This window comes from Sinosporangium siamense (assembly GCF_016863435.1).
Lineage (GTDB): Bacteria > Actinomycetota > Actinomycetes > Streptosporangiales > Streptosporangiaceae > Sinosporangium > Sinosporangium siamense.
In genome coordinates this window covers 48,696-60,425 of sequence record NZ_BOOW01000007.1, presented here as the reverse complement: position 1 = coordinate 60,425, position 11,730 = coordinate 48,696, and the positions used below count along the sequence as shown (strand labels likewise).

General features: G+C 69.6%; 12 protein-coding genes. 1 reads left to right on the top strand and 11 read right to left on the bottom strand.

Translation table 11 applies throughout. From position 1 onward, the window contains the following. Positions 1-9: 9 nt before the first annotated feature. The 9 genes from Ssi02_RS05215 to Ssi02_RS05175 all read right to left on the bottom strand — a co-directional run bounded on the left by Ssi02_RS05215 (position 10) and on the right by Ssi02_RS05175 (position 8,478). Positions 10-570 carry a class F sortase gene (locus Ssi02_RS05215; RefSeq protein WP_204021603.1) on the bottom strand — a complete coding sequence of 187 codons (561 nt, stop codon included), beginning with the start codon at positions 568-570 and terminating at the stop codon, positions 10-12. A 121-nt stretch (positions 571-691) separates the two neighbouring features. Further along, positions 692-1,339, bottom strand: coding sequence for an LPXTG cell wall anchor domain-containing protein (locus tag Ssi02_RS05210; RefSeq protein WP_204021601.1), 648 nt, complete (start codon positions 1,337-1,339; stop codon positions 692-694). 255 nt (positions 1,340-1,594) lie between these two features. Then, positions 1,595-2,047, bottom strand: a complete 453-nt coding sequence (gene tsaE / locus Ssi02_RS05205; RefSeq protein WP_204021599.1) for a tRNA (adenosine(37)-N6)-threonylcarbamoyltransferase complex ATPase subunit type 1 TsaE — start codon at positions 2,045-2,047, stop codon at positions 1,595-1,597. Further along, positions 2,044-3,120, bottom strand: a complete 1,077-nt coding sequence (locus Ssi02_RS05200) for an alpha/beta fold hydrolase (protein ID WP_204021597.1) — start codon at positions 3,118-3,120, stop codon at positions 2,044-2,046. Before Ssi02_RS05200 ends, tsaE begins: the two co-directional genes overlap by 4 nt. A gap of 62 nt (positions 3,121-3,182) precedes the next feature. Next, positions 3,183-4,313: an alanine racemase gene (gene alr / locus Ssi02_RS05195; protein ID WP_239128608.1), complete on the bottom strand. Its 1,131-nt coding sequence runs from the start codon at positions 4,311-4,313 to the stop codon at positions 3,183-3,185. 366 nt (positions 4,314-4,679) lie between these two features. Beyond that, on the bottom strand, positions 4,680-6,176 hold the full coding sequence (locus tag Ssi02_RS05190; protein WP_204021592.1) for an NAD(P)H-hydrate dehydratase: 1,497 nt from the start codon (positions 6,174-6,176) through the stop codon (positions 4,680-4,682). A gap of 64 nt (positions 6,177-6,240) precedes the next feature. Next, a complete protein-coding gene (locus Ssi02_RS05185; protein WP_204021589.1) occupies positions 6,241-7,131 on the bottom strand; it encodes a nitroreductase/quinone reductase family protein in 891 nt (296 codons plus the stop codon). Positions 7,132-7,472: 341 nt separating this feature from the next. After that, complete coding sequence (locus tag Ssi02_RS05180; protein WP_204021587.1) at positions 7,473-8,009, bottom strand: hemerythrin domain-containing protein; 537 nt, start codon at positions 8,007-8,009, stop codon at positions 7,473-7,475. Between the two features lie 85 nt (positions 8,010-8,094). After that, a complete protein-coding gene (locus Ssi02_RS05175) occupies positions 8,095-8,478 on the bottom strand; it encodes a holo-ACP synthase (protein ID WP_204021584.1) in 384 nt (127 codons plus the stop codon). Between the two features lie 90 nt (positions 8,479-8,568). Here Ssi02_RS05175 and Ssi02_RS05170 point away from each other — a divergent pair, with 90 nt between their 5' ends. Continuing rightward, positions 8,569-9,129: a P-loop nucleotide/nucleoside kinase family protein gene (locus Ssi02_RS05170; protein WP_204021582.1), complete on the top strand. Its 561-nt coding sequence runs from the start codon at positions 8,569-8,571 to the stop codon at positions 9,127-9,129. On the opposite strand, the gene Ssi02_RS05165 is transcribed toward Ssi02_RS05170, so the two are convergent. Beyond that, positions 9,126-10,014 (bottom strand): IS5 family transposase gene (locus Ssi02_RS05165; protein WP_373870083.1). Its coding sequence is split into 2 segments (ribosomal slippage): positions 9,126-9,672 and positions 9,671-10,014, totalling 891 coding nucleotides; the frame shifts between segments, so codons are not numbered across the junction. The two genes, Ssi02_RS05170 and Ssi02_RS05165, sit on opposite strands and share 4 nt — an antisense overlap. A 131-nt stretch (positions 10,015-10,145) precedes the next feature. After that, positions 10,146-11,567: a PhoX family protein gene (locus tag Ssi02_RS05160; protein ID WP_204021580.1), complete on the bottom strand. Its 1,422-nt coding sequence runs from the start codon at positions 11,565-11,567 to the stop codon at positions 10,146-10,148. Positions 11,568-11,730 lie beyond the last annotated feature (163 nt).

Sequence of the window (11,730 nt, the reverse complement as noted above, 5' to 3'; positions counted from 1 at the left end):
GGTCCACCGCTAGCCGGCAGAAGCGCGGACGGGACGCACGAGCGAGGCGTAGACGATGACGTTGTCGCGGTATTCCCGGCTCTTCCAATCGAACGGCCCACCACAGGTGATCAGCCGGAGCCCCTCCCCGAGGTACACGCGTTTGGTGGGGAACTTGTTCTTGTCGATCTGTTCAAGGGACTCGACCCGATATTCAGCGGTCTTCCCGTCGCTGCGCTTCACCCGCACGATCTGTCCCTTTTTAAGCTGCTTGAGCTTGAAGAAGACGGCAGGCTCGGTCTTGGTGTCCACATGCCCGATGATCACCGAGGCGCCCTCGTCGCCGGGCACGGCGCTGTGCTTGAACCACCCGGCCATCTTGGGTTCCTCGTACGGCGGAAGCTCGACATCCCCGCCCTTCGTCATGCCGAGCTCCATCAGCGGCGCGTCGACCTCGATCGAGGGGATGTCGACCTGTTCGGGCACGACGTCGTCCTCGGAGTCGGTCGAGGTGCGGCCGACTGCGAAGAGCACGGCGCCGGTGATGACGGCGGCGATGACGAACCGCCGCCGCCCAGAGGAATCCGCCATTACCGAACCCTCGTCACCCCGGCACCCGGCCGACCGCCGGTTCCGCTCGAAACGCGCCGCTCATCGCGGTCCCGCACGCGGAGGGCCCGTGCCAGGGGAAGGGAGAAGTGCAGGTAGCGCATTACGTACGGCGACGCCGCCAAGCCACAAGGCCTGCCCCGCCGCCCAGCACAGCCGCGCCGACCAGCGCGATCGTGCCGGGTGAGATGCCCGATTCCTCCGTCATGTTGCCCGCAGCCGTGCCACCGCCGCCGGCGCGCGGGGCCCGGTCCGGCACGACCTCGGGGCGCCGGACGACGCGCAGCCTCGCCGTACCCGTGTCGTTGGTGCCCTCACACTTGATCGAGACCTCGTAGGTGCCCCGGTCGACCGTGGGGGTGACTCTCGCCTCGCCGCGGACCCACGGGCCGCGCGCGGGCGGCGCCGGGGTGGCCGAGGTCGACCGCGGACTGGGGGTCGCGGCGGGAACGGGTTCGAGGGTGACGGCGCGGATGAACGCCTCCGAGGTGGCCGTGCCACTGTGGTCCGGCCCGCCCTCGGGGACCGGGCAGTTGGCGAGCACCCACACGCTGGTGCGTTCGCCCTCGGTGACACGTTCGGGGTTAAGTCTGATCGCGACGTCCTCGCGCCCCACCACTTCGGCCGTTGAGGCCGTGGGGGTCGCGGTGGCGCTGTCTGCTACTAAAGCCGGCTCTTCCCCTCCCGTGCATCCAACCGCTCCGATCAGGACAACAGCCCCGATCGCCATGACCTGCCCGACCCTAGGCACCGCCGTACTCCACTTCGCCGTCCGACCCGACCCGACCGATCGACTGGCAACTCCAGCATCACGCGATGCTTGCGCCGCACTCCACCTGATACCCAGAAAAATCCGGGCAGACCCTAAACAGGGCGATCTTTAACCCGGTGATCCCCATCAGGTGCACATGGATCAAGCGTGCCATCGTCCACCGGCGAATGCGAGTGTTTCAGCGCACGGGAACGTCAACCGGAAACACGCGGAAACCCCGGCGGCGCCGGGGCTCTAGGGCAGCCGCAGGTCGGCCCAGCGCTCGCCGACCCCCGTCAGGCGCACGACCCGCTCCTCGTCGGCGTCGTGCCGGTCGATGCGGATCTCCAGGCGGTCCTCGGCGAGCCCCTCGACCAGGCCCTCCCCCCACTCGACCACGGTCACCGACTCCTCCAGGGAGGCATCGAGGTCGAGGTCGTCGACCTCGAGGTCGCCGCCCAGCCGATAGGCGTCGACGTGCACCAGCGCGGGACCGCCGCAGAGCGACGGATGCACCCGGGAGATCACGAACGTCGGGGAGGTGATCGGCCCGCGCACCTTGAGCCCCTCGGCGAGCCCCTGCACAAGGGTGGTCTTGCCCGCGCCGAGCGGCCCGGACAGCACCACAAGATCGCCCGGGGCCAGCAACCCGGCGACACGCGCGCCGAACTCGCGCATGGCCACGTCGGTCGCGACGACCTCGCTCATGCCTCGCCCTCCAGACCGGTGCCGGCGTCAGGTGTGACGCTCTTGATCAGCTCCCACAGGGCCTCGTTGACGACGCCCGGGTGCTCAAGATAGACGAGGTGGGAACTGCCCGCGACCTCAATCAGCCTGCTGCGGGGCAGCACGTCGGCGATGGCCCTGCTGTGCTCGGGCGGGGTCAGCCAGTCCTTCTCCCCCACGATGATCGACGAGGGGATCTCGCAGAGCACGTCGAGCGCGGACAACTTGTCGTGCGACATGAGCGCCGGATAGAAGTCCGCGATCACGTTGGTGGGCGTCGACCGGATCATGGCCTCGACGAAGTCGACCACGGTCGGGCTGACCGCGGCGGGGTCGCCGAACCCGAGGTAGCGCAAAGCCAAAAAAGCCACATCGTTGCCCGCCTCGCGGCCCCGGTCGACCAGCTCGCCCTTGCTGCCGAGCAGCGACACCGCCGAGGGCACGACCGAATGCACGGCCTTGGCGAGCAGCGCGGGCAGGCCGAGGGAGATCTCGGCGAGCCGGCCGGCCGAGGTGGAGATCAGCGCCACGCCCTTGATGCGGTCGCCGAAGAGCTCGGGGTGGCGCTCGGCCAGAGCCATGATCGTCATGCCGCCCATGGAGTGGCCGACCAGCACGCAGGGTCCCGGCGCGACGGCCTCAAGCACGTCGAAGAGATCGTCGCCGAGCCGGTCGATCGAGGAGTCCTTGGTCCAGAAGCGCTGCGAGCGCCCATGGCAACGTTGATCCCACAGCACCACACGGTGCGTCTCGCGCATCTCCCGCCACTGGTAATGCCAGGAGTTGAGATTGAGCGTGTAACCATGGCAGAAGACCACCGTTATCGGGGCGTCCTCCGGCCCGTCGACCTCGACGTTGAGCGTCACGCCGTCGGATGTGACCACGGGTGTGCCGCCGTCGCCGAGCTCGCCGAAAGGCTCGTCCATCTCGGGGTCGGGCTGCAGCCGGATGCGCCCGACCGCATAACGTTTGGCCAGGGCCAGACCCGCGACACCGGCGGAGGCGGCCCCGACGACCGCCCCTGCGATGCCGACCTTACGGCGTCGTGGAGCCATGTGCCCGGTCCTTCCTGCGCGTCCCGCGCCGCGTCCGCCCCCTGCCCTTCGCGGGAGGTCCCCTATCGGTAAACGCGCGGGACACGAAATCCGATCCTGGTCACGATCTCATGTGAGATCGTGCCGAGGATATCCGCCCATTCCTGAGCGGTCGGCTCGCCGCCGTGCCCCGGCCCGAAAAGCACGACCTCGTCCCCTGCCACCAGGGCGTCGTCCCCCACATCGATCACGAACTGGTCCATGCAGACCCGGCCGGCGATGGTACGGCGACGCCCGGCGGCCAGCACCTCGGCCCTGCCCCCGGCGTGCCGCAGGACCCCGTCAGCGTAGCCCAGCGGCACCAGCCCGAGCGTCGTCTCACGGTCGGTCACGTGCACATGGCCGTAGGACACGCCGCTGCCCTCGGGCACCCGCTTGGTCAGCGCCACCTGTGCCATGAGCGTCATGGCGGGCACAAGGCCGAAGTCCTGCTCCGGGATCGGCGTCAGGCCATAGGCGGCGATGCCCACCCGGACCATGTCGTAACGCGCCTCAGGCAGCGTAAGCGTCGCCGCCGAATTGGCAATATGCCGGATCACATGGGATCCGGCGGCCCCCTTCTTCTCCGCGATGTGCAGCGCCTCGTTGAAGGCCGCCAACTGCGCCTCGATCATCGGATGACCGGGAATATCGGCACATGCTAGGTGCGACCAGAGCCCGACGATCTCCACCGCCCCCTCGGCCTGTACGGCGAGAGCCCGGTCGACAAGATCCGGCCACTCGGCCAGGCCGGCCCCGCCGCGGGACATGCCCGTGTCGACCTTCAGGTGCACCCGGGCCGCGCGGCCCGCCTCCCCGGCGGCCGCGGCGACGGCGTCGAGCAGCCAGGGCGCCGCGGCCGAGAGCTCGACGTCGAGCTCGATCGCCTGGCGCAGGGGCGCGTCCGGTGGGATGAGCCAGGTCAGGATCGGCGCCGTGACGCCCGCCTCCCGCAGGGCGAAGGCCTCCTGGAGCACCGCGGTGCCGATGCGGGCCGCGCCCGCCTCCAATGCGGCCTGGGCGCTGGCGACGAGGCCGTGGCCGTATCCATCCGCTTTGACCGCCACCAAGGTCTCGGCCCCCGGTGCGTGAGCTCGCAGCAGCCCGACGTTGTGCCGGATGGCCGCGAGATCGACAACGGCCCGTGCCGGAAGGCCGGCCTCGGTCTCGATCAATGAGCTCATCCCTCTAGTGTCGCAGCTCAGCAGGGGTACACCACCGTCCCCCCGGCTCCGGCGCCGGGTGATCCCGGCCGTCTCCGCAGCTCAGCGCCCGCGATCGTGAATCACCCCACATCCCACCGGAGTCCCGCGTTCCCCCACAGTTCACACCCATGCCCCCCTTTGATCAGCAAACTTCTCGCCCCCATTTCAGCCCCCGGGAAGCGCATGCGCCCCTCACCCGAAACCCGGGCATACAGCAGCTCAGCCGATCGCCGCGAAACCCCCGGGCATATGGAAGCTCAGCCGATCGCCGCGAAACCTCAGGCATATACGGCAGCTCAGCCGATCGCCGCGAAAACCTCAGGCATATACGGCAGCTCAGCCGATCGACGCGAAAACCTCGGGCAGCGACGTCAGAAGATCACCCGCGACCAGCGGAGCCCCGGCCGACGCGACCCGCCCCGCCAGCCCGTGGAGATAGGCCGCACACGACGCCGCGTCATAACACGACAAGCCGGCGGCCAGCAGCGTGCCCCCGAGCCCCGCCAGCACGTCCCCCGTGCCGCCTGTGGCCAGGAACGGCGTGCCCGTGGTGTTGACCAGGGTCGGCCGCCCTTCCTCCGCCACAACGGTGGTGGAGCCCTTGAGCAGCACCGTCACCCCGAACCGCTCGGCCGCGAGCCGCGCGTGCTCAAGGCGGGCGGCCTCGATGTGCTCCCGGGGCACCCCCAGCAGCCGGGCCATCTCCCCCACATGCGGAGTGATCACCGTCGGCGCCTCGCGCCGCAGCAGCGACGGCTCCCGCGCCGCCAGGGTCAGCCCGTCGGCGTCCACCAGGGCGGGCACATCGGCCGCCAGCACCTCGCGGGCGATCTCCAAGGAGTCGTCACCGACGCCCATCCCCGGACCGATCACCCAGCTGTTCACTCTGCCCACATCATGCACAGACACCCCGCCACCCAGCTCGGTGATCAGCGCCTCCGGCCAGTGCACACGCACCTGATCCACCGGCTCCCGCTGTCCCGCGAACTTCACCAGCCCCGCACCCGCCCGCAGCGCGCCCCCCACCGCCAGAACCGCCGCCCCGGTATAGCGATGGCTGCCCGCCATCACCCCGACCACACCCCGGCGGTATTTGTCGGACTCCCGGTCCGGCAGGGGCAGCAGCGCCGCCACATCCGCCCGGCCGAAGGCGACCACATCCGGATCGTCGAGGTAGGGCACAAGCCCGATGTCGACGAGTTCCACGCGCCCCGCGTATTCCGCCCCCGGGTCGACGAGCAGCCCGCTCTTCTCCGCCCCGAAGGTGACGGTGAGGCCGGCACGCAGCGCCACGCCCTCCACCTGCCCCGTGCTCGCGTCGACCCCGCTCGGCACGTCGACCGCCACGACCTGCCCACCGGCCTCGGTGTTCACCAGCGAGACCAGCGCGGAGTACGGCTCGCGCAGCGCCCCTGTCCCCCCGATCCCCACCAGGCCGTCGAGGACCAGGTCGGCGGCGGCGACCGCGTCCCGCACAGGGGCGATCCACGTCTCGTCCCCGGCGAGCACGTCCGGCAGGACACGCCCGCCCGCCGCCTTGAGCGCGGCCAGGCCGGCGGCGTGCACCCGCGCCGAGGCGAGCACGGCCACGACCCGGGCGCCCCGGGCGGCCAGCCTGGCCCCGGCGAACAACGCGTCTCCCCCGTTGTCGCCGCCACCGGCCAGCACGACGAGGCGGGAGCCGTACACCCGCCCCGCGGCCCTGGCGAGCTCGTGGCCGCAGAGCACGGCGAGGCCGGTGGCGGCTCTGGTCATCAGCGTGCCCTCGGGCAGGCGGGACATGAGCGCGTGCTCTGCCGCCCGGATCTGATCGACTGCAAATGCGGTCCGCATGATCGAGACGTTACCCCGGCACCCGTGCGGCGGCCCCCGGCGACACCGCGCGGGCGCCCGGCACCTAACCGAACGGCAGTCTGATCTCGGCCAGGACGGGAATGAGGTTCTTCTCCTCGAAATCGAGGTGCGCGTGCAACTCCGCCGTCAACGACCGCAGCTCCGCCATGAAGCGCTCAGGGGCCACCGCGTCGATGTCCGCGAGCAGCGCCACGATCTCCTTTTGCAGCCGCGAGACGGTGCGGTGCTCCTCGCCGAGCCGCCGGAAGGTGTCGGCCAGGTGCGGATGCCGGCCTTCGAGCCAGGGGAACATGTGGGAGTCCTCGCCGGTGTGGTGGACCTCCAGGAACTGGCAGAAGGCCAGGCAGTGTTGCCGGAGCCGCAGCCCGAGACCGGGCCGCGGAGGCGCGGCGCCGCCCTGGTGGGCCGCCCTGGCCGCGACGTAGGCCGCGGCCTCCTCATGCACGTGATCGAGTTGGCCGCGCAACCATGTGTGAACCTGGAGCAACTTGTCGGCGAGGTTGGTGATCGCCGGCGGCTCCCCCTCGTCCGAGCGTTCCAGCATCACGACGGGAATCACCCGGTCGGTCTGCGTCTGGTAGTCGGCGTAGCCCGGGACCACCCGCACCACACGCTCGAACAACTCGTCGCGGCGGGCGCCCACCGCGGGCACCGCGATCGCCTCGAACGCGTCGGTGCCGATCTCGACCTGCACCAGGGGGTGGGCGAGCAGGTTGTGATACCAGGCGGGATGCCGGTCGGCGCCGCCCGCCGAGCCGACGATCAGCAGCAGATCGCCGTCGCGGACGTAGCCGAGGGGGGCGGTGTGCTCGCGGCCGGACTTCGCGCCCGTCGTGGTCAGCAGGAGCAGGTCACCGCCCTCGAAGGGGCCGCCCACCTTGCCGCCGTTGGCCCGGAACTCCTCGATGATGGCCTGGTTGAACGATGTGGACATAGAAAAAAGGCTCTCCAATGCTTAATTGAACCGTCACTAAGGCATGTGACGGCGGACCGCGGCGGTGTGTTCGCCCGCGGTCAAGGAAAATGCGCATGAAAGCGCTCATATTGGCGGCGCGCCTCGGACGGGCGCGCGGGAAAATCGCTGAGGCCGCCTGAATCAGATGCGCGGCAGCGTGTATGAAGGCAGCGTGATTAACGCGGTGTATATGAACACATGGCGTTGCCCCTCGTATCAGGGTGTCGCCCGATCACCGGCCGGCCCCGTCGTCTTTCTGCTCACAGTGGCCGGAGTCACGCGACACGAGTTCCTATTTACCGGCAACCCGGGGTTGTCTGTCAACCGGGCAGGCGGAACACGGCCTCGACGCCGGCCCCGGAGAACGGGGGGTCGTGGCCGGACTCGCTCAATGAGTTGAGCACCCGGGCCAGCGTCCGCTCCTCATAGCCGAAATGCGAGTCCATGATGGCGGACAGGCCGTCCATCTCGCCGCGCACCCTGCGCGCCTCGTCCGGGCCAGGGTCGTCGCTGATCCCGCCGACCAGGCTCTCCAAGCGGACCAGAATGCCCGCCACCATCTGGTGGTCGTGACTGAGCCGATCGAGCGTGTCCCGCAACTCGGGGAACCTCGCGGCCAAAGCGGGGAACACCCCGCCGTCCTCGCCTGTGTGATGCCGGTCAAGCGCGGAGCAGAAGGCCAGGCAGTGTTCCTGGAGCTGTTTCCGAAGGTCGCGCGGCCGGTTTCCCCGGCCGTCGAGATAGGAGTCGGCCTCTTCGCGCAACCGGCGCAGACGACGGCGCAGGCCTATGTGAACCTCGATAAGCTGATTGCCGAAAGCGGTCAGGCGATCGCCCGGCTCCGTGGGTGATGTCAATGTCATCCCAGGGTTCGGCGCCTCCATGCCCACGGCGGTCTCCTGGCCGGGTGCACTGCGACGCTGAATGGGATTTCATCATTTCTCACACCGGTTCGTCAAAACCCTCTGTCATATGCGCGCCCTCGGCCACCACATAAGCGATTGCCAGACCTGCGTCGTGGCTGAGGGAAACATGCCATCGCCGCACCCCCAATTCCGCGGCGACCTCCGCGGCCCGCCCCGTGACCCGCAACTCCGGCCGCCCATGCGCCCCCGTGACCACCTCGGCCTCCCGATGGGCCAGGCCCGGCGGAGCACCCAGCGCTTTGGCGACCGCCTCCTTCGCGGCGAACCGCGCCGCGAGCGAGGCCACGGCAGGTGAACGCTCCCCTTGGGTGAAGAGCCTGCCCGCCAGGGCAGGCGTGCGCTCCAGGCTCGCGGCGAAGCGGGCCACGTCCACCAGGTCCACCCCGATGCCCACGATCATGAGATCAGCGTAGAGGCGGCCGGGCCCGAAGCGGTGGACCGGCGGGTACGGTGACCCTGCTCGAACCGTCTCCGGGTGGAAGGAGAACACGTGACTGCGGCGGCGTGGGTGGTGGCCGGGGCCCCGGGAGCCGGGAAGTCCACGGTGTGTTCGATCCTGCTCGACATGCTGGACCCCGTGCCCGCCCTGCTCGACAAGGACACGATGTACGCGGGGTTCGTCCAGGCGACCCTGGAGGCCGGCGGCCGAGAGTTCGGCGAACGTGAAGGCCCGTGGTACGACGTGCACGTGAAAAGGCACGAATACGCGGGAATGACGGCCACGGCCAGAGAGATCCGGTCCCACGGCTGCCCCGTGATGCTAAGCGGACCTTTCACCTCCCAGACCCACGACGCCAACCTGTGGCACACATGGGTCGAAGCCCTGGGCGGCCCCCAGGTGCACCTGGTCTGGATCCGCTCGGACGCCACCACCCTCCACCACCGCCTCACCAAGCGAGGCCTGGACAGAGACGGCCAGAAGCTCGCGACGTTCACCGACTTCCTCACCGCCGTCAAAGCCCACGAGGCCCCCGCCGTACCCCACCACGAAATCGACAACCGCCTGAACGCACCCCCACTCACCACCCAACTCAGAGCCCTCATGCCTTAAGGCCTGTCTGACAATTCAAAGTGGCGGAGCCAGAGCACGATGGATGCCAGGGTGACGCCTGTGAGGTAGCGGCTGGCGAGCTTGTCGAAGCGGGTGGCCACGGCTCGCCACTGCTTGAGTTTGGCGAAACATCGCTCCACGAGGTTGCGCTCCTTGTAGGCGGTCGCGTCGAAGGCGGGAGGACGGCCGCCCCGGCTGCCTTTGCGCCTGCGGTTGGCGATCTGGTCCCTGCGTTCGGGGATGACCGCCCGGATGCCGCGCCGTCGCAGGTAGAGGCGGATCTTCTTGGAGGAGTAGCCCTTGTCGCCCAGCAGGCGCACCGGCCGGGTACGGGGACGGCCTGTGGGGCGGCGCAGCCGGAAGGCGGCCAGGACCGCTTCGAAGGCGGTGCAGTCCACGACGTTGCCACCGGTCAGGTGGAGCGTCAGCGGCAGGCCAAGGGCTTCGGTGATCAGATGGAGCTTGGTGGTGAGTCCGCCGCGGGAGCGTCCGAGGGCTTGCCGTCTTTGGGACTCTTCGCATCGATCGTCCTGCCGTCGTCCCCCTTTTTCGGGCTCCGGCGGCGTGCTGGTGGGCGCGGGCGGTGGTCGAGTCGATACTGACGGTCAGCTCGACGGTGCCGATGGAGTCGTCCTTGACCTGCAGGTCCTCCAGGATCCTGGCCCAGGTGCCGTCCTCGTCCCAGCGTTTGAACCGTTCGTAGCAGGTCTGCCAGGGGCCGTAGCGTTCGGGGATGTCCCGCCAGGGCGATCCGGTCCGCAGCCGCCATAGGATCCCGTTGACGACCTCGCGATGATCCCGCCAGGGACGTCCCCTGCCGTCCGTCACGGGCAGCAGGGGCTCGATCCGCTGCCAGGCCTTGGCGGTCAGTTCGCCTCGTCGCACCACAAACGATCATCTAACCGCATTTACCGTGATCATTTGTCAGACATCGCCTAGGCCGACAGGCCGACAGGCCGACAGGCCGACAGGCCGACAGGCCGACAGGCCGACAGGCCGACAGGCCGACAGGCCGGTCAGAATCCGCCGCGTTGCCAGGGGCCCCAGATGGCGAAGGTGCGTCCTTGTGTGGACTGTATGTTGACGAACAGCGTCTGACCGCCTGGGGCGAAGGTGGAGCCGGCGAATTCGGCGCCTGAGTCGCCGTCCGGGCGGACCAGCATGGCGAAGTCGAAGATCTCGCCCTGTTTGGTGAGGCCCCGCATGTAGTTTTCACCGCCGCCGTCCTCGCAGATCACGAGGGTGCCCCGGGGGCTGGTGGTGATGTTGTCGGGAAGGTCCAGGAAGCGCGATCCGGGCGACTCGTAGACGAGGCGGAGTTTCCGGCTCCATGTCTCATAGGCCCAGACCTGCCCGCGCCCCTTGCCGAACCCCCCGGGAGGGGTGTCGCCGGGGGCGGTCGCCCCGCCCTGGGTGGAGGTGAAGTAGATGACCCCGTGGTGGTAGACCGCGCCTTCGAGGCGGGAGAACAGAGCGGCGCCCTTGGCCCGGCCCTGGTCGCCGACGGCGCGCGCGGCGCTGTCGTTGTCGAGGCCCGCCGCGAAGTCGGGGTCGGGTGCGTCGATGTCGACCCATTCCACGGTGTAGGCCGCCCCCCGGGGCTGGCCGGCCGACAGGTCCTTACGCGGCTCGCCGGCCACCGCGAGCATTTGCAGCCTGCCGCCGTCGGCCAGGTGGCCGCCGCGCCGCGGATCACGCGGCGGGATGTAGCGGTAGAAGCCCGAAGGGGCGACGAAGTTGTCCTCGGTGAGGTAGAGCTTGCCGGTGCCCGCCGGATCGAAGGCGACCGACTCGTGGGAGAAGCGCCCGGCGGAGCGGATGGGGCGCGCGGTGGCCCGGCGGTTCAGCGGCACCTCAAAGATGTAGCCGTGTTTGCGCTGAAGCCTGCTGTTGTCGCCGCCGCTGTAGTCGTTGCCGACGTCGGGCCCGTTGACGGTCTCCTCACATGAGATCCACGACCCCCACGGCATGGCCCCGCCGGAGCAGTTGTTGAGCGTGCCGTTGAGGCTCGGCGCACTGTCGAGCACCTGGCCGCGGAGTGAGACGCGCACCGTCGAGGTGCCGCCGCCCGCCGCGGGGTCGTAAGCCGTGGCGGGGTCGCCGAACGCGCCCGCCGCGTCGTTGACCTCGTGGTTGCGGATGAGATAGACGCTGCCCCGCGGCCCGCGGAAGGCGGCCATGCCGTCGTGGCGGGCGGGCACGCGGGTGCCGTTCCGGAAATTCTCACCCGTCGCGCTGAACGACCGGTATTTAAACCCCGGGGGCAGGTGCAGCCGCACCGCGCCGTCTGCCTCGTCGAGCATGGGCCTTAGCCGGCCATAGGCTCGCGCCCGGCGCGGCTCTCCCGTCACGCTCGCGCGGGCGGCCCCGGCGAAGGGCCCCGCGAGGCTCGCGACGGTCACAGCGGCACCTCCGGTGAGGAACAGCCGACGATCCATGTGTGCGCTCCTTGAGTGACGGTCGTGCGGCGGGTCTGCGGCCTGCCCGTGGCCGGGGTCGCTCATATCGCTCATGGCCGCTCCCGTGAAGGGCGAAACACGCGAAATCCGCGAAACACCCCGCACCGCGCTTCGGGCAGCGGAACTCGTTTGTACAGCGAGA